This window comes from Acidothermus cellulolyticus 11B, from assembly GCF_000015025.1.
Taxonomy (GTDB): domain Bacteria; phylum Actinomycetota; class Actinomycetes; order Acidothermales; family Acidothermaceae; genus Acidothermus; species Acidothermus cellulolyticus.
Window position 1 is genome coordinate 767,501 of record NC_008578.1, and the last position, 23,868, is coordinate 791,368.

19 protein-coding genes and 2 tRNA genes are annotated in these 23,868 nt (G+C 67.8%); 16 read left to right on the top strand and 5 right to left on the bottom strand.

What is annotated here, in order from left to right; translation table 11 throughout:
- Positions 1–2: 2 nt before the first annotated feature.
- The 13 genes from ACEL_RS03620 to ACEL_RS03680 all read left to right on the top strand — a co-directional run bounded on the left by ACEL_RS03620 (position 3) and on the right by ACEL_RS03680 (position 16,059).
- Complete coding sequence (locus ACEL_RS03620) at positions 3–1,955, top strand: hypothetical protein (protein WP_011719540.1); 1,953 nt, start codon at positions 3–5, stop codon at positions 1,953–1,955.
- A 178-nt stretch (positions 1,956–2,133) separates the two neighbouring features.
- The gene (ilvD, locus tag ACEL_RS03625) at positions 2,134–3,810 is read left to right on the top strand and encodes a dihydroxy-acid dehydratase (protein ID WP_011719541.1); all 1,677 of its coding nucleotides are present in this window, start codon (positions 2,134–2,136) and stop codon (positions 3,808–3,810) included.
- Between the two features lie 190 nt (positions 3,811–4,000).
- Positions 4,001–5,764, top strand: coding sequence for an acetolactate synthase large subunit (locus ACEL_RS03630; protein WP_202943434.1), 1,764 nt, complete (start codon positions 4,001–4,003; stop codon positions 5,762–5,764).
- A gap of 3 nt (positions 5,765–5,767) precedes the next feature.
- Positions 5,768–6,292: an acetolactate synthase small subunit gene (gene ilvN / locus ACEL_RS03635; protein WP_011719543.1), complete on the top strand. Its 525-nt coding sequence runs from the start codon at positions 5,768–5,770 to the stop codon at positions 6,290–6,292.
- A 144-nt stretch (positions 6,293–6,436) separates the two neighbouring features.
- Positions 6,437–7,435, top strand: coding sequence for a ketol-acid reductoisomerase (gene ilvC / locus ACEL_RS03640; RefSeq protein WP_193138716.1), 999 nt, complete (start codon positions 6,437–6,439; stop codon positions 7,433–7,435).
- A gap of 199 nt (positions 7,436–7,634) precedes the next feature.
- Positions 7,635–9,227 carry a phosphoglycerate dehydrogenase gene (serA, locus tag ACEL_RS03645; RefSeq protein WP_011719545.1) on the top strand — a complete coding sequence of 531 codons (1,593 nt, stop codon included), beginning with the start codon at positions 7,635–7,637 and terminating at the stop codon, positions 9,225–9,227.
- A gap of 20 nt (positions 9,228–9,247) precedes the next feature.
- The gene (locus tag ACEL_RS03650) at positions 9,248–10,294 is read left to right on the top strand and encodes a 3-isopropylmalate dehydrogenase (RefSeq protein WP_011719546.1); all 1,047 of its coding nucleotides are present in this window, start codon (positions 9,248–9,250) and stop codon (positions 10,292–10,294) included.
- Positions 10,295–10,343: 49 nt separating this feature from the next.
- Positions 10,344–11,429, top strand: a complete 1,086-nt coding sequence (locus tag ACEL_RS03655; protein ID WP_011719547.1) for a branched-chain amino acid aminotransferase — start codon at positions 10,344–10,346, stop codon at positions 11,427–11,429.
- Positions 11,430–11,700: 271 nt separating this feature from the next.
- Positions 11,701–13,365: a citramalate synthase gene (cimA, locus tag ACEL_RS03660; RefSeq protein WP_011719548.1), complete on the top strand. Its 1,665-nt coding sequence runs from the start codon at positions 11,701–11,703 to the stop codon at positions 13,363–13,365.
- A 9-nt stretch (positions 13,366–13,374) separates the two neighbouring features.
- Positions 13,375–14,178, top strand: coding sequence for a fumarylacetoacetate hydrolase family protein (locus ACEL_RS03665; RefSeq protein WP_011719549.1), 804 nt, complete (start codon positions 13,375–13,377; stop codon positions 14,176–14,178).
- Positions 14,175–15,689, top strand: a complete 1,515-nt coding sequence (gene gltX, locus ACEL_RS03670; RefSeq protein WP_011719550.1) for a glutamate--tRNA ligase — start codon at positions 14,175–14,177, stop codon at positions 15,687–15,689. Before ACEL_RS03665 ends, gltX begins: the two co-directional genes overlap by 4 nt.
- 152 nt (positions 15,690–15,841) lie before the next feature.
- Positions 15,842–15,916 (top strand) — tRNA-Gln (locus tag ACEL_RS03675).
- A gap of 67 nt (positions 15,917–15,983) precedes the next feature.
- Positions 15,984–16,059: transfer RNA gene (locus tag ACEL_RS03680), tRNA-Glu, on the top strand.
- Positions 16,060–16,092: 33 nt separating this feature from the next.
- On the opposite strand, the gene ACEL_RS03685 is transcribed toward ACEL_RS03680, so the two are convergent.
- The 5 genes from ACEL_RS03685 to ACEL_RS03705 all read right to left on the bottom strand — a co-directional run bounded on the left by ACEL_RS03685 (position 16,093) and on the right by ACEL_RS03705 (position 20,449).
- The gene (locus tag ACEL_RS03685; RefSeq protein ID WP_011719551.1) at positions 16,093–16,596 is read right to left on the bottom strand and encodes a hypothetical protein; all 504 of its coding nucleotides are present in this window, start codon (positions 16,594–16,596) and stop codon (positions 16,093–16,095) included.
- A gap of 253 nt (positions 16,597–16,849) precedes the next feature.
- On the bottom strand, positions 16,850–17,491 hold the full coding sequence (locus ACEL_RS03690; protein WP_011719552.1) for a nucleoside/nucleotide kinase family protein: 642 nt from the start codon (positions 17,489–17,491) through the stop codon (positions 16,850–16,852).
- Position 17,492: 1 nt separating this feature from the next.
- Positions 17,493–18,266: an ATP-binding cassette domain-containing protein gene (locus ACEL_RS03695; RefSeq protein ID WP_011719553.1), complete on the bottom strand. Its 774-nt coding sequence runs from the start codon at positions 18,264–18,266 to the stop codon at positions 17,493–17,495.
- A complete protein-coding gene (locus ACEL_RS03700; RefSeq protein ID WP_011719554.1) occupies positions 18,263–19,288 on the bottom strand; it encodes an ABC transporter permease in 1,026 nt (341 codons plus the stop codon). The genes ACEL_RS03695 and ACEL_RS03700 overlap by 4 nt, the downstream gene beginning before the upstream one ends.
- A 6-nt stretch (positions 19,289–19,294) precedes the next feature.
- A complete protein-coding gene (locus ACEL_RS03705) occupies positions 19,295–20,449 on the bottom strand; it encodes a substrate-binding domain-containing protein (protein ID WP_011719555.1) in 1,155 nt (384 codons plus the stop codon).
- Between the two features lie 258 nt (positions 20,450–20,707).
- Here ACEL_RS03705 and ACEL_RS03710 point away from each other — a divergent pair, with 258 nt between their 5' ends.
- Genes ACEL_RS03710 through ACEL_RS03720 form a run of 3 tightly spaced genes read left to right on the top strand, consistent with a single transcriptional unit; the run spans position 20,708 to position 23,810 of the window.
- Positions 20,708–21,469, top strand: coding sequence for a DeoR/GlpR family DNA-binding transcription regulator (locus ACEL_RS03710; protein WP_011719556.1), 762 nt, complete (start codon positions 20,708–20,710; stop codon positions 21,467–21,469).
- 51 nt (positions 21,470–21,520) lie between these two features.
- Positions 21,521–22,345, top strand: coding sequence for a class I fructose-bisphosphate aldolase (locus tag ACEL_RS03715; RefSeq protein ID WP_049751364.1), 825 nt, complete (start codon positions 21,521–21,523; stop codon positions 22,343–22,345).
- Positions 22,335–23,810 carry an FGGY-family carbohydrate kinase gene (locus ACEL_RS03720; RefSeq protein WP_011719558.1) on the top strand — a complete coding sequence of 492 codons (1,476 nt, stop codon included), beginning with the start codon at positions 22,335–22,337 and terminating at the stop codon, positions 23,808–23,810. The genes ACEL_RS03715 and ACEL_RS03720 overlap by 11 nt, the downstream gene beginning before the upstream one ends.
- The last annotated feature ends 58 nt before the right edge of the window (positions 23,811–23,868 follow it).

The following is a 23,868-nucleotide window of genomic DNA, read 5'->3' on the forward strand; positions in this document are numbered from 1 at the left end:
GCGTGTCCAGGGCAGCGACGGAATTCGGCGAATTCGCCGCGAGCTTCGCGGATCCGCTGTTCCGGCTCGGCTATCTCCTGGTGTGCGCGGAACCGACCCCGTCGCTGCCTGACGTGACCCTCGCCCGGACGGTGACCGTCCGGGCGCTGCTCGCTACCCGCCGGCATTGGCGTGACGTGGCGTCCGGCGCCGCGCCGGAGAGCCTGGCCGTGGCGGCGTTGTTCCGAGCAGTATCCCGACCCCGCCGTACCCCGTCTGCCAGTCGATCGGCGGCTGGCGCCCAGCCCGCCGTCCGTGCCGGCGACCGGCTGCACGCCGTCGGTGTCAGCGACCCCCGGGCGGGTCTCGGGGCGCCGGTGGCGGCGCCGTCCGACGACGACGCCGAGCTGCGACGCGCACTCGATGCCATGTGGTGCTCGCTGTCACCGGCGGCACGCGCCGTCTTCCTCGCCGAGCACGGCGTCTCCCTCTTCCATTGGATGGCCGACCTCGACCTTCCCGACGTCTTCGGCCACCGGCGGCGGGCGAAGCACTCCGCCGAATGGCAGGCCGCCTGGACCGGCCTCCTGCGCCAGGCGGGCACGCGGGGCGGTGCGGACGTCGACCAGCTCCTCCGTGCTGTCCTGGCCGAGCGGGCGGCCTGGCCCCCAACGCCGCCGGGCGTCGTGCCGGAGGTCGAGCAGCGGCAACGGGTCCGCGTCCGATGGACCGCCGCGGTCGGTGCGACGCTCGTCCTGGCACTGGTCGCCGGCGGTCTTGCCTTCGCCCGCCCGCAGACCGCCACACAGCGCGCCGGTCAGCACCATCCAACGGCTGCGCCGGCCTCTGCCGGTCCCATCGTCAACTGGCCGGTCCGCGGCAACGCGGCCGCCGTCGACCTCGTCGTCCAGCTGCGGGCGCAATTCGCCCGGGACCATCCGGACGCCTATGGGCCGGTGCAGGTTCTCCTGGTCGCGGACGTTCCGTGGTTCCGCCTCGCCTATGTGGTCGCGAGAACGGCAAGCGGTGTCGTCAACGCGTGGTACTACGGGCCGGCCGGCTCCCAAGACCTCCAGCAAGGCTATGTCTCCTACGGTCAGCCGCTCGCGGCGCCCGAGGGTTCCCCGTCCCCGACGGCTCCCGAGGGTTCCCCGTCCGCGACGGCTCCCGCTGTGGTCGCTGCAGCGCTTGCGGATCCGAGCGGCCATGTCGCTCTCGTCGCCCTGACCGCCCCCCAGCTCCTCAGCGGGGAGCTCCGCACCGGCACCACTACGCTGCCGACGCGGCTGGCCGCGTCCGACGGCGCGATCGTGGCGGACATCAGTGCGGTGTACGCGCCAGGGGAGACGCTCCGGCTCATTGCCGGCGGCCGGACGGTCTGGGAGGGCCCGCTCGCCCTCTTGCAGCTGGCGGCCCGCCCCACCGCCTCGGCACTGGCCCGGTTCCCCGGCGGTCAGGGAGCGGAACTCATCCCCGTCCAGCGGGGCACCGCCAACACCCCCGAACTCTTCCGTGCCCTGCAGATCCTGGACGCCTGGCGGCGCACCGGGGAGCTGGCGTCGTCCGCCGAGCCCACTGTGCTCTGGGGCGGGGCTGACGGCGAAGGCACCCAGCTCCTCATCCTGCGGGCCAAAACCCTGCACCGGCCGGACCTGCTCATCGTCGTCTGGGGAGCGGCCCCGGAGGCGGCCGGGGAGTATCTCCTGCGCCCGGACCTCCCCGACTATCCGCTGGCGTTCAGCTATCTCGGGGCCGGCGGCAACCGGATCGGCGTCCTCACTCCCCTGGGGGTGACCAGTGTGGGCTTGTACGTCCGGGGGGCTGTGCGCATGACCGCCCCGGTGGATGCGACCGGCTTTGCCACGCTGCCCGCGGTGGTCGAACCGACCAGCCTTGGCGACGGGTACGCCTCGCTGATCCTGTACGACGCCCAGGGCAAGGACGTCGGTCGGGTCGCGGTTCCACCGCCGGTGTGACGGTCCGGTCGGGTGAGCCCGGACGCAATCGAGCCGTCCGCCGCGGCGGTTCGGCCGCCGGTGCGACGGTCCCGTTGGGTGCAGACGAGTTCTTGGCGCGTAAAGTGTGTCGCGCGCCGACACGTGCCGCGCCGACCCGTGCCGGACGACGAATGACGGAGCAAGGGAAGAGGAATCGATGCGCGCTCAGCCCGATCTCAAACCGCGCAGCCGTGACGTCACCGATGGGCTGGAGCGGGCCGCGGCCCGCGGCATGCTCCGCGCCGTCGGAATGACCGATGCGGACTGGGAGAAACCCCAGATCGGAGTGGCGAGTTCCTGGAACGAGATAACGCCCTGCAACCTCTCCCTCGACCGGCTCGCGCAGGCGGCCAAGGAGGGCGTGCACGCCGCCGGCGGGTATCCGCTGGAGTTCGCCACCATCTCGGTTTCCGACGGCATCTCCATGGGCCATGAGGGAATGCATTTCTCGCTGATTTCCCGCGAAGTCATCGCCGATTCCGTCGAAACCGTCTTCATGGCTGAGCGCTTCGACGGCGCCGTCCTGCTTGCCGGTTGCGACAAGTCCGAACCCGGCATGCTGATGGCGGCCGCCCGGCTTGACCTGGCAGCGGTTTTCCTCTATGCCGGCAGCACGTTGCCGGGGAAACTCGGGGACCGGGACATCAACATCGTCGATGCGTTCGAGGCTGTCGGCGGTTGCCTTCGCGGCCTGGTGAGCCGGGAAGAGGTCGACGCCATCGAACGGAATTTCTGTCCGGTCGAAGGGGCCTGCGCGGGCATGTTCACCGCCAACACGATGGCCAGCGCGGCGGAAGCGCTCGGCATGTCATTGCCCGGTTCGGCCTCGCCGCCCGCGCCGGACCGCCGGCGCGACGGTTTCGCCCGGGCCTCCGGGGAGGCAGTCGTCAACCTGCTCCGCCGCGGCATCACCGCCCGGGACATCATGACCCGGGAGGCATTCGAGAACGCGATCGCTGTCGTGATGGCCCTGGGCGGCTCCACCAACGCCGTGCTCCATCTGCTCGCGATCGCCCGCGAGGCGAACGTCGACCTCGCCATCGACGATTTCAACCGGATCGGGGACCGGGTCCCGCACTTGGCGGATGTCAAGCCGTTCGGCCGGTACGTGATGAGTGACGTCGACCGGGTCGGCGGCGTGCCCGTGGTGATGAAAGCGCTGCTGGACGCCGGGCTGCTGCACGGCGACTGCCTGACGGTGACCGGCAAGACGGTGGCGGAGAACCTCGCGGACATCACCCCGCCGGACCCCGACGGCAAGGTGATTCACGCGCTCACCCAACCGATCCACCGCACCGGCGGGCTGGCCATTCTCCGCGGTTCGCTCGCCCCGGACGGCGCGGTGGTGAAGACCGCCGGGCTGGAGTCGACGTTCTTCGAAGGCACCGCCCGGGTGTTCGACGGCGAGGAGGCGGCCATGCGCGCCGTGCCCGAGCTGCGTCCGGGAGATGTCGTTGTCATCCGGTACGAGGGGCCGAAAGGCGGCCCAGGGATGCGGGAGATGCTCGCGGTCACCGGCGCCATCAAGGGCGCGGGCCTCGGCAAGGATGTGCTCCTCGTCACCGACGGCCGGTTCTCCGGCGGTACCACGGGTTTCTGTGTCGCTCACGTTGCTCCGGAGGCGGTGGACGGGGGACCGATCGCGTTCGTCCGGGACGGTGACCGCATCCGGCTGGACGCGCAGGCCCGTACCCTCGACCTGCTGGTGGACGCCGATGAGCTGGCCAAACGACGGGCCGACTGGCAACCGCCGCCGCCGCGGTACACCACCGGAGTCGCGGCCAAGTACGTCAAGCTGGTTGGCAGCGCCTCCGAGGGTGCGATCTGTCGGTGAGCGGTGCCGGTGCGGGTGTCCCGATCGTCCATCAGCCGTGGAATTGACAACTGCGGCATGGATCCGGCATCCTTGGCCCGTGCGTTTTATCGCGCTCGTACTCCGTGGGCGCGCTGGCTGACCGACGGTCACCTGGCGCGCAACCCCTCCGTGCTGCGGCACGAGGGGTTTTTTGTTACTCCGCAAGCAGCTGTCGAGAGAGGTAGCGATGAGTGAGCAGATGACCGGGGCGCAGGCGTTGGTGCGCGCCTTGGAGCTGGCCGGCGCCGAGGTGGCGTTCGGCATTCCGGGTGGGGCGATCCTCCCGGCGTACGATCCCCTCTTCGATTCGACCAAGCTGCGTCACGTACTCGTCCGCCACGAACAGGGCGCGGGTCACGCCGCCGAGGGGTACGCCCTGGCGACGGGCAAGGTCGGTGTGTGCATCGCCACCTCGGGGCCCGGGGCGACCAACCTGGTGACCCCGATCTCCAACGCGTACATGGACTCCACCCCAATCGTTGCGATCACCGGTCAGGTGCCGTCGACGCTCATCGGGTCGGACGCGTTCCAGGAGGCGGACATCCGCGGCATCACGATGCCGATCACCAAGCACAACTACCTCGTGACCCGGGCCGAGGACATCGCCCGCACGATCGCCGAAGCGTTCTACATTGCCTCGACGGGCCGACCGGGTCCGGTGCTCGTTGACATCGCCAAGGACGCCCTGCAGGCCACGACCACCTTCGAATTTCCCAAGAAAATCGACTTGCCCGGATACCGCCCGGTCACCAAGCCGCACGCCAAGCAAATCCGCGAGGCGGCACGGCTCATCGCCACGGCGACCCGACCGGTCTTCTACATCGGCGGCGGTGTGCTGGCCGCCCGAGCCAGCGCGGAGCTCTTCACCTTGGTGGAATTGACCGGCATTCCGGTCGTCACCACGCTGATGGCGCGCGGCGCATTTCCGGACAGCCACTACCAGCATCTCGGCATGCCCGGCATGCACGGCACCGTCGCCGCGGTGGGGGCGCTGCAACGCGCCGACCTGCTCATCGCCATTGGCACCCGCTTCGACGACCGGGTGACCGGCAAACTGAGCTCGTTCGCACCGAACGCCACGGTGATTCACGCCGATATCGACCCCGCTGAGATTTCGAAGAACCGGGTCGCCGACGTGCCGATCGTCGGTGACGCCCGCGAAGTGATCATTGAGTTGACCGCGGCGGTGCAGGCGGAATTCGCCGCTGGACGGCGGGCCGATTTGACCGGCTGGTGGCGTCAGCTGGATGCGTGGCGCAAGACGTATCCGCTCGGATACGAACCGCCCGCTGACGGCAGCCTCGCCCCGCAGTACGTCGTGCAGCGGCTCGGCGCGATCGCCGGCCCGGACGCGATTTACGTCGCCGGCGTCGGTCAGCACCAGATGTGGGCGGCGCATTACCTCCCGCACGAAAAGCCGCGGACCTGGCTCAATTCCGGCGGCGCGGGCACGATGGGCTTCGCCATTCCCGCGGCAATGGGGGCGAAATTCGGCCGGCCGGACGCCACCGTCTGGGCGGTGGACGGCGACGGGTGCTTCCAGATGACCAATCAGGAGCTGGTGACCTGCGCCCTCGAAGGCGCCCCCATCAAAGTGGCGGTCATCAACAACGAGGCGCTCGGCATGGTCCGCCAGTGGCAGACCCTGTTCTACAACGAGCGGTACTCGCACACGGACCTGCATTCCCGGCGGGTGCCCGATTTCGTGAAGCTCGCGGAGGCGATGGGGTGCGTCGGGCTGCGCTGTGAGAAGGAGGAGGACGTCGACGCGGTCATTGAGAAGGCGATGAGCATCAACGATGTGCCCGTCGTCATCGACTTCGTCGTCCACAAGGACGCCATGGTCTGGCCGATGGTGCCCGCAGGGACCAGCAACGATGACATCAAGGTGGCGCGAGACCTCGCGCCCGACTGGGAGAGCGAGGTGCTCTGAGACATGTCCCGCCACACATTGTCGGTGCTCGTCGAGAACAAGCCGGGCGTGCTGGCCCGGATCGCCGGGCTCTTCGCCCGCCGGGGCTTCAACATTGAGTCCCTCGCGGTCGGCCCGACGGAGCACCCGGAGCTCTCCCGGATGACGATTGTCGTCAACGTTGAGGAGCATCCGCTCGAGCAGGTGACCAAGCAGCTCAACAAGCTCGTCAACGTCATCAAAATCGTGGAATTGGAGCCGGAGAACTCCGTCAACCGGGAGTTGCTCCTGGTCAAGGTGAAAGCCGACCAGCAGAGCCGGTCCCAGGTCCTCGAACTGGCCGAAACGTTCCGGGCGCACGTCGTCGACGTCGCTCTTGACGCCCTCACCCTCGAGGTGACCGGAAGCGCGGAGAAACTGGATGCCCTGCTCCGGGTGCTCGAACCGTTCGGCATCAAAGAGCTGGTGCAATCCGGGATGGTCGCGCTTGCCCGCGGCGGGCGATCGATCACCGACCGGGCATTGCGGGCCGTCGACCGGATCGCCTAGCCGGCGGCGGGCCGAGGTAACGTCACGGATGTTTCCGGCCGGCCGCGGCCTCCCGTGCCGGGCGTGAGGACACCGGTGGAATCACCGGGCGAACGAACCGAAACCAGCGAACGAGCGAACGAACCGAGACGACAAGGAGTCGAAGTGCCGGAAATTTTTTACGAGGACGACACGGATCTTGCGGTCATCCAGAATCGGCGGGTCGCCGTCATCGGTTACGGGAGCCAGGGGCACGCGCATGCGCTCTCCCTCCGCGATTCCGGGGTGGATGTGCGGGTCGGCCTTCCCGAGGGGTCGACCAGCCGGCCGAAGGCGGAGGAGGAGGGGCTGCGGGTGCTCACCCCGTTCGATGCGTGCGCCGAGGCGGACGTCGTCATGCTGCTGGCCCCCGATCCGCTGCATCGGCGCATCTACGCCGAGGCGATCGAACCCAACCTCCAGGACGGCGACGCCCTGTTCTTCGGCCACGGATTCAACATCCGTTACGGCCTGATCAAGCCGCCGGCCGGTATCGACGTCTGCATGGTCGCGCCTAAGGGACCGGGTCACCTGGTGCGCCGGCAATTTGAGGAAGGCCGCGGTGTTCCGGTGCTCATCGCCGTCCAACAGGACGCAACCGGCAAGGCGTGGGACCTGGTGAAGTCGTACGCGAAGGCCATCGGCGGGACGCGCGCTGGGGCGTTGAAGACCACCTTCACCGAGGAGACCGAGACCGACCTCTTCGGCGAGCAGGTGGTGCTCTGCGGCGGGCTTGCTGAGCTCGTCAAAGCTGGTTTCGACACCCTCGTGGCCGCGGGCTACCAACCCGAAGTGGCGTACTTCGAATGCCTCCACGAGCTGAAGCTCATCGTCGACCTGATGTACGAGGGCGGCATCTCGAAGATGTACTGGTCGGTCTCCCAGACCGCCGAGTACGGCGGGTACACCCGGGGTCCCCGCATCATCACCGACGCCACCCGGGCCGAGATGCGGCAGATTCTCCAGGAGATCCAGGACGGCACGTTCGCCCGCGAGTGGATCGCCGAGTACGACGGCGGCTTGCCGAACTATCAGCGCTACTACACCGAGCACGTGGAGCATCCGGTGGAGCAGGTCGGCCGCCGGCTCCGGCCGATGATGAGCTGGATCAGTCAGGCCGAGTGATCGCGACGGGCCGGGGTGGGCCCCGATCGGGGTTGCCCGCCGCCGGCCCGTTACGCTGAAATCCTTGCGGCGCGCTACAGCGTGGTGGCGGGCGCCGATGATCATTTAGGCTCGCACCCGGTCAGTCCGTCGCGGCTTGCCGGGTGCTCGTCGTGACGCGAGGACCGCGAGGGTCTCGCGCCGGAGGTCCAGCCCAGCCATGAGCAAACCCGTTGTCCTCATCGCCGAAGAACTCTCCCGTGCCGGTATCGACTTGCTGAGCGGTGATTTCGACGTCCGCGAGGTCGACGGCACCGACCGGGCCGCCCTGCTCGCCGCCCTGCCCGAGGCCGATGCAGTCATCGTGCGCAGCGCCACCAAGGTGGACGCCGAAGCGATCGCGGCAGCCCGCAAGCTGAAGGTGATCGCACGCGCCGGCGTCGGCCTTGACAACATCGACGTCAAAGCCGCGACCAACGCCGGTGTGATGGTGGTCAACGCGCCGCAATCGAATATCGTCAGCGCCGCGGAGCATGCGATCGGATTGCTGCTTGCCGTCGCCCGGCGCATTCCCCTCGCCAACGCATCGCTGAAGGGCGGGGAGTGGAAGCGGTCCAAGTTCGTCGGTGTGGAAATTCTCGACAAGACCGTCGGCATCATCGGCTTCGGCAAAATTGGTCAGCTCGTGGCGCAGCGGCTCGGCGCCTTCGGCACTCATCTCATTGCGTACGATCCGTACGTTCCGCCGGCGCGGGCCGCACAGTACGGCGTCCGATTGGTCACCCTCGAGGAATTGCTCCGGGAGAGCGACATCATCACGGTCCACTTGCCGAAGACCCCAGAGACCGTCGGGATTCTCGGCGAGCGGGAATTGGCGATGGTCAAGCCCGGAGTCATCATCATCAACGCCGCCCGCGGCGGCCTGGTCGACGAAGACGCACTGGCGATCGCGCTCAAGGAAGGGCGCGTCGGCGGCGTCGGCCTGGACGTCTTCGCCACCGAACCGACAACCGCGAGCCCGCTCTTTGAGTTTCCCAACGTCGTCGTCACCCCGCATCTCGGCGCGAGCACGCATGAGGCGCAGGAGAAGGCCGGGACCGCGGTGGCGAAATCCGTCCGGCTCGCACTCAAGGGCGAATTCGTTCCGGACGCGGTCAATGTGCAAGGCGGCCCGATCGCCGAGGACGTGCGGCCCGGTCTGCCGCTCGCGGAGAAACTCGGCCGGGTCTTCACCGCCCTTGCCGGCGGTCTGGCGAGCCGGATCGAGGTGGAGGTCCGCGGCGAGATTGCGCAGTACGACGTCAAGGTGCTGCAGCTCGCCGTGCTCAAGGGCGTCTTCATGGACATCGTGGAGAAGACGGTGACGTACGTGAACGCACCGCTGTTCGCCCAGGACCGCGGGGTCGAGGCGACGCTCGTGACCGAGGACGAAAGCCCGGACTTCCGCAACCTCATCACGGTCCGCGGCACGCTGCCGACCGGACAGCAATTGTCCGTCGCCGGCACGCTTGCCGGGACGAAACAGGTGGAGAAGCTGGTGAAGATTGACGACTTTGACGTCGACCTGACGTTGTCGGAGCATCTCGGTTTCTTCCGGTACGAGGACCGTCCAGGGATCGTCGGTATTCTCGGCCGGATTCTCGGCGAGCACGGCATCAATATCGCCGGCATGCAGGTGGCCCGGGACGTGAAAGGCGGGCATGCGCTCATCGCCCTCACTGTGGACTCGGCCATTCCGGACACGGTCGTCGAGACGGTGGTCCGCGAAATCGGCGCCTCCTCCGGCCGGGCCGTCGACCTCGTCGAGCTGTGACGCGCGGCCAGGGTGCGGTCATGACGATCCGGCTGGCGGTCATCCCCGGCGACGGCATCGGGCCGGAGGTGGTGACCGAAGGACTGAAAGTGCTCGACGCGGTCTCCGCCCGATTCTCGTTGCAGATCGAGCGGACCGAGTACGACCTTGGCGCGCGGCGGTGGCATGCAACCGGGGAGACCTTGCCGGACACCGTGCTTGACGAATTGCGCGCCCATGACGCGATCCTCCTCGGCGCGGTCGGCGACCCGAGCGTGCCGAGCGGTGTGCTGGAACGCGGTCTGCTCCTGCGCCTGCGCTTCGAACTCGACCACTACGTCAACCTCCGCCCGGTCAAGCTGTTTCCCGGTGTGCGCTCGCCGCTTGCCGACATCAAGCCGGAGCAGGTCGATTTCCTCGTGGTGCGGGAGGGCACCGAGGGTGCCTACGCCGGCTCGGGTGGTTTCCTCAGGCGCGGGACGCCGCAGGAAATCGCCACTGAAGAGAGCGTGAATACCGCATTTGGGGTCGCGCGGGTGGTCCGCGACGCGTTCACCCGTGCGGCGGGCCGGCCGCGGCGGAAACTCACCGTCGTCCACAAGAACAACGTGCTGGTGCACGCCGGAGATTTGTGGGCCCGGACGGTCCGCGAGGTAGCCGCCGAATTTCCCGGCGTCAGCGTCGATTATTGTCACGTTGACGCGGCGACGATTTATTTCGTGACCGACCCAGGACGTTTCGACGTCATTGTCACTGACAATTTGTTCGGCGATATTCTCACCGATCTCGGTGCGGCGATTGCGGGCGGCATCGGGCTTGCGGCCAGCGGAAATATCAATCCGCAACGGACGACCCCGAGCATGTTCGAGCCGGTGCACGGCAGCGCGCCCGATATCGCCGGCCGGGGTCTCGCCGATCCGACGGCGACGATCCTCTCCGTGGCGATGCTCCTGGACCATCTGGGATATCGGGAAGCCTCCCAGGCCGTTGAGGCCGCCGTCGCCGAGGATCTGCTGGAGCGTTCGACGGCCGGGCGGCGGACGACGGCGCACATCGGCGATGCCATTGCGGCGAAAATCGTGGGCTGACCGGGCTGCTCCGGGTAGGGTGATCGAAGACGCTGACAAGGACGGAGCAATGACCATCGAATTCACCCGTGAGCTCAATCCGAACCCGGTGCCGGACGGCGAACGAGCCCGGTTGCTCGCGGATCCCGGTTTCGGGCGGGTTTTCACCGACCACATGGTGACCATTACCTGGACCGCGGACCGCGGCTGGCATGACGCCCGGCTCCGGCCGTACGCGCCGCTTGCCCTCGACCCGGCGACCGCGGTTTTCCATTACGGACAGGCCATCTTCGAGGGTTTCAAGGCCTACGCCCAGCCGGACGGCAGCATCAAGACCTTCCGGCCCGACGCCAACGCCCGCCGCTTCCAGAAATCCGCGCAGCGGATGGCCTTGCCCGAGCTGCCGGTGGACGACTTCGTCGCCGCGACCGACCTGCTGATCAGCACCGACCGGGCGTGGGTGCCCCGGGACGGGGAGAAGTCGCTGTACGTCCGGCCGTTCATGATGGCGACGGAAGTCTTCCTCGGGGTCCGTCCAGCCACGCACGTCACCTTCGCGGTCATCGCCTCACCGGCGGCCAGCTACTTCAGCGGCGGACTGCACCCGGTCTCGATCTGGCTCTCCGAGGAGTACACCCGCGCTGCTCCCGGCGGCACAGGGGCGGCGAAGTGCTCGGGCAATTACGCGGCCAGCCTCATCGCCCAGCAGCAGGCGCTGGCGCACGGTTGCGAACAGGTGGTCTTTCTGGACGCCGTCGAGCGCCGGTGGGTGGAGGAGCTCGGCGGCATGAACATTTACTTCGTCTTCGACGACGGCACCCTCGTCACCCCGCCGACGTCCGGGACGATTCTCGAAGGGGTTACCCGGGACGCCCTGCTGACGTTGGCCCGGGAGCGCGGGCACGCGGTCGACGTTCGGCCCATCGACATTCAGCAGTGGCGGGACGGCGTGGCAAGCGGGCGCATCACCGAAGTCTTCGCGTGCGGCACCGCCGCGGTGATCACTGCGATCGGCCGGCTGGTCTGGCAGGGCGGTGAATTGACCATTGGTGACGGCGGCATCGGCAAGGTCGCCCAGGAGCTGCGTGACGCACTGCTCGCCATCCAGTACGGGCGGACGCCGGACACCCACGGCTGGATGCACCTGGTCTGCTAGCGGCCCGCCCGGGGTGCGGCGCACCGCCCGATGCCAGCTCACGGCCACCCGACCTGCTAGCGGCCCGCCCAGGGGTGTGGCGCACCGCACGATGCCAGCTCACGGCCACCCGACCTGCTAGCGGCCCGCCCAGGGGTGTGGCAGACTGTCCCCGTGCGCAGTGCACGGATTATCACCTAGGCGCGTCGGTCGGTTGACCCACGCGCCTGACCTCTCGCGATCGCGAGGGGTTTTTTGTTATGGCGACACGGCGGACACCGAGGAGAAGACCATGAGCAGCGAACCCACCGGGCGGCACTCGGCGGCTGCGCCGGCCGGTTTTCAGGTCTACGACACCACCCTGCGTGACGGCGCCCAGGGTGAAGGAATGGCCCTCACGGTGGCGGACAAGCTCGCCATTGCCCGGCACCTCGACGACCTCGGTGTCGGCTTCATTGAAGGCGGCTGGCCGGGCGCCCTGCCGAAAGACACCGAATTCTTCCGCCGGGCGCGGACCGAATTGACCCTCCGCAACGCGGTGTTGGTCGCGTTCGGCGCGACCCGTAAGCCCGAGAGCAGGGTGGAAGCAGATCCGCAGGTTCTCGCCCTCCTCGAAGCGGAGACCCCGGCCGTCTGCCTGGTGGCCAAGAGCCACGTGCGTCACGTCAGCGAGGCGCTCCGGACCTCGTTGGACGAGAACCTCGCGATGATCCGCGATACTGTCGCGTTCTTCCGCCGGGAAGGACGACGGGTTTTCCTCGACGCCGAGCACTTCTTCGACGGGTACGCCGCTGATCCGCAGTACGCCGTCGAGTGTGTCCGGGTCGCTGCGGAGTCCGGAGCCGAGGTCGTCGTCCTGTGTGACACCAACGGGGGAATGCTCCCGCCGCGGATCGCTGACGTCGTGCACGAGGTTGCCGAGCGGACCGGCGTGCCGCTGGGCATCCACTGCCACGATGACACCGGCTGCGCGGTCGCGAACACGCTCGCGGCGGTCGACGCCGGTGTCGTGCAGGTGCAGGGTGTCGTCAACGGGTACGGCGAGCGGTGCGGCAACGCCAACCTGATCACTGTGGTGGCCAACCTCGAGCTGAAGATGGGCCGCCGGGTGCTGCCGCCCGGCCGACTGGCCGAGCTCGGCCGGGTGAGCCACGCGATCGCGGAGGTCGCGAACCAGCCGCCGCGGGCCAACCAGCCGTACGTGGGGCTCTCGGCGTTCGCGCACAAGGCCGGCCTCCACGCCTCGGCGATCAAGGTGTCACCGGATCTCTACCAGCACATCGACCCGGCCTTGGTCGGCAACGACATGCGGATGCTCGTCTCGGAGATGGCCGGCCGGGCCAGTGTCGAGTTGAAGAGCCGCCAGCTCGGCTTTGACCTGTCCGGTCAGCGTGATGCGGTGAGCCGGATCGTCGAGCGGGTGAAGAATCTCGAAGCACGCGGGTTCATGTTCGAAGCCGCCGATGCCTCCTTCGAATTGCTGCTCCGTGAAGAGCTTGACGGCGTCCCGACCCGGTTCTTCGACCTGGAGTCCTGGCGGGTCATCGTTGAGCGACGCGCGGACGGCGAGGTGGTCTCGGAGGCCACCGTGAAGGTGGTGGTCAAGGGGGAGCGGATCGTCGCGACCGCGGAAGGCAACGGCCCGGTGAACGCGCTGGACCGGGCGTTGCGGCAGGCGCTGGAGCGGCTGTACCCGCAGCTTGCCGAGCTCGAACTCGTCGACTACAAGGTCCGCATCCTGGACGGCTCGCACGGCACCGGCGCGGTGACCCGGGTGCTGATTGAGACCAGTGACGGCGAGACCGAGTGGACGACGATCGGCGTCGACGGCAATGTGATCTCCGCTTCCTGGCAGGCCTTGGACGACGCGTACATGTACGGCTTGCTGCGTCAGCACGCCGGCTCGGGCGACCCGGCTGCCCAGGGGGTGTCAACCGCCGGTCCGCGGACTCGATAGCGTCGGGGCGTGCGCATCGCGAGATTCGCGCCGGGACCCGACGGAGGCGGCTTCGCCTTCGGCGTGGTGGAAGGCGAGCAGGACAGCGCGCAGGTCCGGCTGATTGACGGGCATCCGTTCGGCGAATTGCGGCTGACCGATATTCGCCGGCCGCTCGCCGACCTGCGTCTCGTCGCACCGGTCCTGCCCAGCAAAGTGATCGCCGTTGGCAAGAATTACGCGGATCACGCCCGGGAGATGGGCGGGGAACCACCCGACCAGCCAGTGATCTTCCTCAAGCCGTCGACCGCGGTGATCGGACCGGGGTCGCCCATCGTCTATCCCAGCCAACTGTCCGCGCGGGTCGATTACGAGGGTGAGCTGGCCGTCGTCATCGGCCGGCTGTGCCGCAGTGTCCCGGTGTCGCGGGCGCACGAGGTGATCCTCGGGTATACGTGCGGCAACGACGTCACAGCCCGTGATCTCCAACAGCGTGACGGCCAGTGGACCCGGGCGAAGAGCTTTGACACGTTCTGCCCCTTGGGCCCGTGGATTGAGACCGAGGTCGACCCGTCGGATCTCGAGGTGATGACCACCGTGAACGGGGAGGTGCGGCAGCGGGCGCGGACGTCGTCCCTCGTGCACGGAGTAGCCGAGCTGGTGGCGTTCATCAGCGCGGTCATGACGCTTCTGCCGGGCGATGTGATCCTCACCGGGACGCCCGCCGGCGTCGGCCCGGTCCAGCCGGGAGACGACGTGACGGTCACCGTCGAGCGGATCGGGTCGCTCACCAATCCGGTGGTGGCGTCCAAGCTGGAGGAGGTGCCGGCGTGACCGTCCGAGTCCGGGTGGCGCCGTCGCCGACCGGCGACCCGCACGTCGGGACGGCGTACATGTCGCTGTTCAACCTGGCCTTCGCGCGCCGGCACGGCGGCGCGTTCGTGCTGCGGATCGAGGACACCGACCGGTCGCGGTACGTCGCCGACAGTGAGCAGCAGATTTTCGACTCCCTCCGGTGGCTTGGCCTGGACTGGGATGAGGGTCCCGACAAGGGCGGGCCGTACGGTCCGTACCGGCAGTCGGAGCGGCTGGACACCTACCGCCCGTACGTCGACCAGCTCCTCGCTTCCGGGCACGCGTACTACTGCTGGTGTTCGCCGGAGCGGTTGGCGGCGATGCGCGAGGAGCAGCAACGCCGCCGGCAGCCGCCGGGGTATGACCGGCTCTGCTACGGCAAGACCCGCGAGGAGCGGGCCCGGCTCGGCGGGTTCAGCGAGCGGCCCGTGGTGCGGATGCTCATTCCGGACGACGTCCCCCTCACCTTTCCCGATCTGATCCGCGGCCAGGTGTCGGCGCCGCGTCCCGACGATCAGGTGATCCTGAAGGCGGACGGCTTTCCCACCTACCATTTCGCCGTCGTCGTGGACGACCACTTGATGGCGATCACCCACGTGGTGCGCGGCGAAGAATGGATCAGCTCGACGCCGAAACACCTTCTGCTGTATGACTGGCTCGGCTGGCCCCGGCCGCAGTTTGCGCACATGCCGTTGCTCCGCAACCCCGACAAGTCGAAAATCTCCAAGCGGAAGAATCCGGCTGCGCGGTTGCTGTGGTTCAAGGAACAGGGGTATCTGCCGGAGGCGTTGCGGAATTTCCTTGCGCTCATGGGATATTCGATGCCCGACGGCCGGGAGGTTTTCTCCTTCGACGAGATGGTCGCGGAATTCGACTGGTCCCGGGTGAATCCGGTCGGTCCCGTGTTTGACGTCACGAAATTGGATTGGCTGAACGGGCATTACATCCGGTCGCTCCCGGTCGACGACCTTGCGGAGCGGTTGATCCCGTATTTGCAGGAGGCCCGGCTCATCGGCACCCCGGTGACCCCGCGGGAGGACGCCCTGCTGCGGGCGGCGGCCCCCCTGGTGCAGGAACGGATCGCACACCTCACCGAGGCGGCGGAGCTTCTCGCCTTCCTCCTACGCCCCGAGGAGGAGTTCGGCATCGAACCGGACGCCGCGCAGCGGGTGCTCGGCCGTGATGCCGCGGCGTCGCTCCGGGCCGCAATCGACGCGCTTGAGCCGCTGGCTGACTGGACGGCGTCCGCGATCCATGCCGCGCTGCAGGCCGCTCTGGTCGACGGGTTGGGCCTCAAGCCCCGGCATGCTTTCACGCCGGTTCGGGTTGCGATCACCGGCCGGACGGTGTCGCCGCCGCTGTTCGAGTCGATGGAACTTCTGGGCAGGGACCGCAGTCTGGCCCGCCTGCGGCGCGCCGCGGCGATCGCCGATGCGGGTGGGGCTGATTCCGCGGGTGTCGGCCCGGGCAGCGCGGTGCGCACCGACTGAGGAGGGTTCGACAGCGCGGCCGCACGTAGGAGCCCGCCGTGTCGTGGTCCCGGCCTGGTGCGGAGAGTGGCGGCAGCCGGAGGGGCACGGGTGTGGCGGTACTCCGTCTCCTCGTCGGTTACACTCGACCTGCGGCCGGTGCGCCGGTCCGATGGGGTATGGGGTAATTGGCAGCCCGGCGGATTCTGGCTCCGCTAGTCTAGGTTCGAGTCCTGGTACCCCAGCCAGCCGGTGATGATCCGGTGATGCGCGGCGTCGGGTCGCGGGCGTCGCGGTGGATGTCGCAAGAAATTCGGCCCCGTAGTCTAGCGGCCTAGGACGCCGCCCTCTCAAGGCGGTAGCGCCGGTTCGAATCCGGTCGGGGCTACCATCGCACGGTTGAGCCTCTTGCGCTGGTGCGTCGTCACCGCGTGATGTCGCCAATGGATATCTGCCGGCGAACCTGTTCGATGAACAGCGCCCGTACCGGCGAGGGAGCCCCGTTGGTCGCGCGGCCGTCGGCGGCCTGGTCACGGGTGGCACGAGGTCCGGCAAGTCCCACCCACAGCGCCAGGGCGATGACGACCACCTCGCACGCCAATGACACCAGACCCAGCAGGTCTTCCGGTGCCGAGATCCAGCCTTCCCGATATCCGCCGGGCAATCCAATAGTGCGGCTCGCGAGGAAAGCGCCGAATTCGACCGCCGACGTGGCGGCGGCCAACAACCAACCCACCACGTGCAGGCGCGCACTCATCAGGAAGAGCATCGCGGCGAAGAGCGCGGCGTTTCCGATCGTGAATAGGACGCCGATGTAGAACTTCTCCTCCAAGTGCATCGGGGTGAGCGCGACATGAATGCCGATAGTGAGTTCCATCGCAACCCATGCGATCCACCTGCCTGCGCGCGTGATCCATTGTGATGTCATGACAGGCGCTTCCCTTCGGTGACGGCGTACCGGTGCGGCGGCACCTATCCATTGCTTCGCAGGGGTGCCGCATTGCGGTTCAACCGTCGTCGGGACGTGCGTAGCCGGCGGTTGTGCGTCGCCTGCTGTACCGGCGGGGAGCGCGCGGTCGGCGAGTGCGCCGTGCTGTACCGCCGGGGAGCGCGCCGTCTGCTGCGTCCCCGGGGGTGTGCCGCGCAGCCGGCGGGTGAGCCGTCTGCTGCGCTGCGCAGCGCTAGCGGGACACGATGACGACATCGGCCCGGTCGCGGGTCTGCGCAATCAGCCGGGCGTTTCGTTCGTCGTTCTCCTCGACCCACGCCTCCGCGGCGTCCCGGTCGCGGCCAAACCGAATGTGCCGTTCGACCAACCGGCGGATGCGGACCGCGTCATCGAGGTCGATGTACCAGATTTCGTCAAGCAGTTCTCTGATGTCGCACCATGGCTCATCGTCGAGCAGGAGGTAGTTGCCCTCCGTAATGACAAGCTGCGTGCCGCGCGGAACGGGAATTGCCCCGGCGATGGGTTCTTCCAGGTCACGCCGGAATTCCGGTGCGTACACGACCGGCTCCGTCGCCGCCCGCAGGCGGTGGAGCAAGGCGCGGTAGCCGTAGCTGTCGAAGGTCTGCGGCGCGCCTTTCCGCCGGTCGATGCCGAGCCGCCGCAATTCCCGCTCCGCCAAGTGAAAGCCGTCCATCGGGACGAGGGCTGCGTCGCCGAGGGCGGCGCACAGGTGCTCCGCGAGTGTTGATTTTCCGGCACCCGGCGGACCGGTGATGCCAAGAATTGCCCGCGATCCACGGGCGGCCAAGCTGCGGGCGCGGTTGACGAGCCAGTCGAGCTCCGCTCCCACCTGCAGGGGACGCCGGTCGGCCATCTCAGGCGGCGGCGGCGCCGGTCATGATGGCCACCACCTCAGGCATGGAGTGCGACTGCGGGGTGACGACAGCGACCCGCCGGCCCAGACGCTGAATGTGAATGCGGTCCGCAAGCCGGAAGACGCTTGGCATGTTATGGCTGATGAGGACGACGGCCAACCCTCTCGCCCGCAGCATGCGAATCAAATCCTCCACGTGAGCGGCTTCGCGGACGCCGAGCGCCGCCGTCGGCTCGTCGAGGATGATGACTTTGCTGCCGAACGCCGCTGCCCGGGCGATGGCGACCGCTTGTCGCTGCCCACCGGAGAGCACTTCGACCCGCTGCGTGATGTCTTGCAGCGTTTCGATGCCGAGATTCCGGACGTACTCCTCGGCGAGCCGGCGCATCGTCCCGATGTCCAGCATGCGGAATATCCGGCCGAAAAGGTCGCGGCGGCGCAATTCCCGGCCGAGGTAGATGTTGCTCGCGATGTCGAGGGCAGGGCTCACCGCAAGGCTCTGGTACAGCGTCTCAATGCCGGCGTGCCGTGCCTGCAGGGGATCCTTGAATCGGACTTCGGCCCCGTCGAAGAAGATGTGTCCGTCGTCCGGCGTTATCGCACCGGAGAGGCACTGGATCAGGGTGGATTTCCCTGCACCGTTGTCTCCGATGACGGCGAGCACTTCGCCGGGGTAAAGTTCGAAATCCGCGCCGCGCAGGGCCTCGACGTGCCCGAAGACCTTCACCAGTCCGGTCGCGGCGAGCACCGGGGTGCGGGTTGTCTGTTGGCTCACTGTCGGGTCTCCCCTCGAATCCACCGGTCGACGCTCACCGCCGCGATGACCAGCAGTCCTTCGGCAAGTTGCTGGTAGAGCTCCTGGACGCCGGCCAAGGCAAGCCCGTTCTGGAAGACCTGAACGATGAGCGCGCCGAGGAGGGTGCCCAGGACTGCGCCGCGTCCGCCGAACAGACTCACCCCACCGATGACGACGGCGGTGATGCTGTCGAGATTCAACGTCGGCGAAATGTTGGTGCTTGCGCTGCTCACCCGGCCGATCTGCACCCAGCCCGCGACGCCGTAAATGAGACCGGCGATGAGGTAAACGCTGAGCAGCACTCGGCTGGCGTGAATTCCGGAGAGCCGGGCGGCTTCGATGTCGTCACCGACGGCGTACACGTGCCGGCCCCACGCCGTCCGGCCCAGAATGTACGCGAATGCCAGGTAGAACACGAGCATGGTGACGACGCCGGTGGTGATCCGGAAACTCCCGGCGCCGAAGAGTTTTCCGGACCAGAGCAGGATGCTCGACTGCGGCGGATTCACCGTCTGCCCGTTGGCGTACTTAAGGCCGGCGGCGGTGAAGACACCGAGGGTGCCGAGGGTGGCGATGAACGGCGGTACGCGCAGCCGGGTGACGAGAAAGCCGTTCGCCAGCCCGGTGAGCAGAGCGACGAGCAGGCCGATCACCAGCGCAAGACCGGCGGGGACGCCGCTGTTGACTTCGGTGCCGGCCATCACCATCTGCGCCAGAATCATCGCCGCGCCGACGGACAAATCGATTCCGGCGGTGAGGATGATGATGGTCTGACCGAGGGCCAGCAAACCAATGACCGCGACTTCTTGCAGCATGATGGAGAGGTTTGCCGGGCTGAAGAACCGCGTATTGATGAGCCCAAACACGACCACCGACACCACGAGCACCACGAGGGGCCCGAGGGTCGGGTGGGCGCGGAGTATTTCACGAGCTGAGGCCGAGCGACGGCGCCCGAGCGGAGTGGTCCGTTCGGGCGCCGTCGCGGTGCGAGGTTCCGTCACTGGAGCTCATCCCCAGCAGCTGGACTTCGCTTGGTCCGGGGTGACACTGTCCACCCCTGGTTGCGGTTGAGCGGTGATCAGCTGGACGCCGGTGTTGATGAAGTCCTTGCCCGCCGGCATGCTCGGTTTCGCACCGGTCTTCGCGAACTGCGCAATGGCGTCGACGCCGAGCTGTGCCATCTTGCCCGGGAACTGCCCCGAGTCCGCTCCGATCTCCCCACTGGTGAGGAGGGACAGGTAGTTGCAGCTTCCGTCGATGGTCACGATCGTCACGTCTTTGCCGGGGGTCTTGCCGGCGTTCTTCAGGGCTTGCGCCGCCCCCTTGGCCGCCGGCTCGTTGATGGTGTAGACGACATTGATGTTCGGGTCCTTCGACAGACAGGTCTCCATTGCCGACAGACCCCCAGTCGCGGAACCGTTGGTGGGTAGCTGACATGCGATCTTATAGCTGCCGCCCTTCCCCCCGGTGTAATGACCGGACTTGGGCTCTTGCCCGTTCACGTTGGGATTGCCGACCGGGATGCCCATGCCTTGGAGGAAGCCATGGTCCCGGTCGACGTCCACTGTGATCACCTGATTGGCGAGGTCGTCCAGCATGGCGATGTCGGCGTTGGCGCCGTTCAGCTTCTGCGCCATCCACTTGCCGATGAACAGGCCGGCCTGCAGGTTGTCGGTCGCGTAGGTGACGTCCGCGATGCTCGCCGGGATCGGCGGCGTGTCGACGACCACGACCAGGAGCCCGGCGGCTTTCGCGCGTTGCAAGGCGGTGTTCACCGCGTCGCTGTTGATGGCAATGATGATGCCCTTGTAACCCGCGGAGATCGCGGCGTCGATCTGCTGAATCTGGGACGTGGCGTCATCGTCCGCCTTGCCGGCCGAAACGTGGAGATCCACGCCGAGCTTCGCCGCCTCGGCCTTCGCGGCATTCTCCATCGAGATCCAGTACGGGTTGGTGAACTCCTTGAGGATGAGTGCGGCCTGGATCTTGCCGCCGCCCGCGCCCCCTGCGCCGGCGCTGGCGGACGCCGCGCTCGTGTTCGCGGCCGGTGCGCCGGAGCTCGACGACGGCGAGGAGCTCTTGGAGCTGCTGCAGGCTGCGAGGACCAGGCTGGCGGCGGCCGCCACCGCGCTCACCGCGACGAGCCGGGATCTTCCTTTCATCACGCCTCCGGTGTGGGTATGGTTGCGAATACGCCGGAACTCTAGGCCGTATCCGTTGGAAGCGCAAGGGTTTGTGTTGAAATCGTTGTAATCCGTCGGACACACCCGCGGGACAGCGCTGCCTTAGTTGACAGTGCCACGGATTCGGGCAGACACTGGGGCCAGCGTGTGTGGTTTCCGGTCAGCGGGAGTGCGTCGGGTCAGCGGCCTGCGAACGATCGCGGACACAAGCCGTCGACGGCGGAGCGAGGAGGACGGGTGTACGCCGAGGAACGGCAGCTCTACATTGCCGAGCTCGCCCGAAAGGAGGGGCGGGTGGATGCCGCCGCGCTCGCCGAGCGGCTCAAGGTGAGCACGGAGACGATCCGGCGCGACCTGACCATCCTGGAGCGGCGGGGGCTCGTCCGGCGCACCCACGGCGGGGCGATACCGGTCCAGCGGCTCGGCTTCGACCCCGCCCTCGGCATGCGCACGTCGGTGATGGTCGAAGAGAAGGAGCGGATCGGCAAGGCGGCCGTCGACTACCTGCCTGCCGAAGGAAGCATCCTCCTCGACGCCGGAACGACGACCGCCGCGCTGGCCGAGCACATTCCCGGCGACCGCCGGCTCACCGTGTTGACGAACAGCCCGCCGATCGCGCTGTCATTGGTCAACCGGCCGGACGTCTCGTTGTTCATGCTCGGCGGGGCATTGCGGCCGCGGAGTTTGTCCATTGTCGGCCCGTGGGCGAACCGTTCATTGGCCGATGTCTGCGTGGACGTCGCGTTTCTGGGCACGAACGGCCTGTCGGTTGAACGCGGGCTGACGACGACCGACCAGACCGAGGCGATGACGAAACAGGCCATGATTTCCGCCGCCCGGCAAGTCGTCGTCCTCTGTGACCATTCCAAAATCGGCGTCGACGACTTCTTTCATGTGGCGCCGCTCGCCGATGTCGACGTCGTCATCACCGACGACGGCTTGGACGCGGATTTGGCCGACGATCTCCGGAAAGTCGTGCCCCGGCTCGTGCTGGCGTGACGGCGTACGGCCGGTTGGGACCGGGTGCGAAAGGACGTCAGGAAAGGGGACATGGTGGGCGCAGGCAAGACGTACCGGTTAGGCCGGATTTTCGGGCGTGATGGGCGGACCATGGTCCTTCCCGTCGACCACGGGTTGATGCTCGGGCGAATTTCCGGCCTGGAGGATCCGGTCGCGATGACCCGGTCTGCGATCGAGGCGGGGTGCGACGGCCTGCTGATGTCCGCGGGCCTCGTACGGGCGACGGCGGAATTCTTCGCGGAACGAACAAGCCCGGCCCGGTTGCTGACGGTCGATACGCTTTTCTGGGACGATCAGGATGCCGCGACCGCGGCGTCGTCGGTCGTGGCCTCGATCCGGACGGCGGCGCGGCTCGGTGTGGACGCGGTGAAACTGCTGATGGCCTGGGATTTTCCCGCCGTGCAACGCACAGCGACAGCGGCGCGGATCGCACGTGTGGTGGAGGAGGCGGACCGGTGGGAGATTCCGGTCATGGTCGAGCCGGTCACCCTCCGCGAAACCTCCCGGGAACGGGCTGCGGAGCTGACGGTTGACGCGGCCCGCATCGCGACCGAGCTCGGGGCCGACATTCTCAAGGTGGCCTATCCCGGGAAACCCGAGCTGCTCGCGGCACTCGTGGCTGAATCGCGGCTGCCGGTGGTCATCCTCGGCGGACCTCGGGTCTCGACGATTGCGGATCTCGTCGAGGTCGTCGACGAGGCGCTTGGGGCCGGAGCGTCGGGGATCGTCATCGGACGTCAGGTCTGGCAACGCCCACCAGCCGAGCGTGCCGCGGTGATGCGGGCGTTGGTGGAACTCGTGCATGGCCGGGTGAGCGCTGCTGCAGCGCTGGAAGGGCTCGCGAGTGTCGCCTGACGGCGAACCCGTCTGGTGCGGCCTGGATATCGGGACGACGCACATCAAGTGCGTACTGGTCGGATCGGACGGTTCGTTGCTGGGCATCGCCAAAACGGATACGCCGGTCGGGACGGACGGCGTCGGCCCGTGTCACGATCCGGAGGAGATCCGCCGGTCGGCGGAAGCGGTGATGTGCCGCGCTCAATCCGCCGCCCGGGTGCCGACCGTCGTCCAGGCGATCGGGGTGACGAGTGTCGGTGAGGAAGGCGTTCCGTTAGGCAGAAATGGGGAGGTGCTGTACCCGGCGATTGCCTGGTACGAGCGGCGTCCGTCGTCATCCGCCCGGCAGTGGCTGACGCAGCATCCGGGCGAGGAAATCTTTGCGGTGACGGGACTGCACCCGGATCTCGGCCTTACCGTGTTCAAGCTGCTATGGCTGAAATCCGAGCGGCCGGGCGTATGGAAGGCGTGTGACCGCTGGTTGGGTATCGCCGATTACGTCATGTGGAAGTGGACCGGGCGGGCGGGCATGAGTTACGGTCACGCAAGCCGGACCGCGCTCTTCGACCTGGCGGCAGGGGGTTGGCGTGCCGAATGGGTGCCGGAGGTCCTGCCGCGCGGGCTGGACGCTTTACCTCCCCTGCTTCCCGGCGGCGGAATTGTCGGCCTGCTCAGAAAGGACGCCGTTCCCGGTCTTGTGACGGCGGCGGACACACCCGTCGTGGCTACCGGCCTGGACCATATCGTCGGAGCGTACGCCGCGCAGGTGACCGAGCCAGGGTCGGTGCTCGACTCGATGGGCACCGCCGAAGCGCTCATCGCTCCGGTGACCGTCGAGCAATTCCGGTCCGCATCGTATGAGCGAGGTGTCGATTTCGGGGTCGCCATGGCACCGGACCGGTTGGTCGCCATTGCTGCGCTGCAGTCCGGAGCGGGGGTGAGCAGTATCCGGCGTCTGTTTGCGGGCCGGGACGCTGCGGCGCTCGCCGAGCTCGATCAGCGCACCGCGGCTGTTTCCGTCGGCGCAAACGGGTTGTGTTATGTCCCCCCGCGGGTCAGGAGCGGACAGGGCGGTGCCTTCTTCGGTCACCGTTTCGACCACGGCGCCGAGCACATGACCCGTGCCGTCATGGAGGGATGGTCGCTTGCCGCGGCCGACGCCTTGGCGGATCTGGACGCCGCTGCGTCGGATGTCGTCTGCATCGGCGGCGGCAGCGACGTCACGTTCTGGATGCAAATGAAAGCCAGCATTCTGGGGCGGCCCATCCGCCGAATTCGTACGCCGGAAATCGTCGCCGTGGGTGCCGCGCTGCTCGCCCGCCGCGCCACGCAGGCTGATGACGTCCCGGAGCGTGGTGTGGCGCAGGTCGATCTCACGCCGCCGGTCGATGCGTGGGTGGCGGCGTACGCCGAGCTGCAGCCGGCATTTCTGGAACGTGCCGCGTCCGTGCACGGTCTGCACGCCGGGCACGTGTATCCGTGACGGGGGTACGGCGCTATCGGCCGGTGCGCAGCCAGCGAGACGATCCCCGTCGCGATGA

Coding starts and splice junctions, on each gene's coding strand:
- ilvN (WP_011719543.1), top strand. CDS start 5,768: ATGTCCCGCCACACATTGTCGGTGCTCGTCGAGAACAAGCCGGGCGTG.
- ACEL_RS03715 (WP_049751364.1), top strand. CDS start 21,521: ATGGTGGGCGCAGGCAAGACGTACCGGTTAGGCCGGATTTTCGGGCGT.
- cimA (WP_011719548.1), top strand. CDS start 11,701: ATGAGCAGCGAACCCACCGGGCGGCACTCGGCGGCTGCGCCGGCCGGT.
- ACEL_RS03655 (WP_011719547.1), top strand. CDS start 10,344: ATGACCATCGAATTCACCCGTGAGCTCAATCCGAACCCGGTGCCGGAC.
- ACEL_RS03705 (WP_011719555.1), bottom strand. CDS start 20,449: ATGAAAGGAAGATCCCGGCTCGTCGCGGTGAGCGCGGTGGCGGCCGCC.
- ACEL_RS03685 (WP_011719551.1), bottom strand. CDS start 16,596: ATGACATCACAATGGATCACGCGCGCAGGCAGGTGGATCGCATGGGTT.
- serA (WP_011719545.1), top strand. CDS start 7,635: ATGAGCAAACCCGTTGTCCTCATCGCCGAAGAACTCTCCCGTGCCGGT.
- ACEL_RS03650 (WP_011719546.1), top strand. CDS start 9,248: ATGACGATCCGGCTGGCGGTCATCCCCGGCGACGGCATCGGGCCGGAG.
- ACEL_RS03690 (WP_011719552.1), bottom strand. CDS start 17,491: ATGGCCGACCGGCGTCCCCTGCAGGTGGGAGCGGAGCTCGACTGGCTC.
- ilvD (WP_011719541.1), top strand. CDS start 2,134: ATGCGCGCTCAGCCCGATCTCAAACCGCGCAGCCGTGACGTCACCGAT.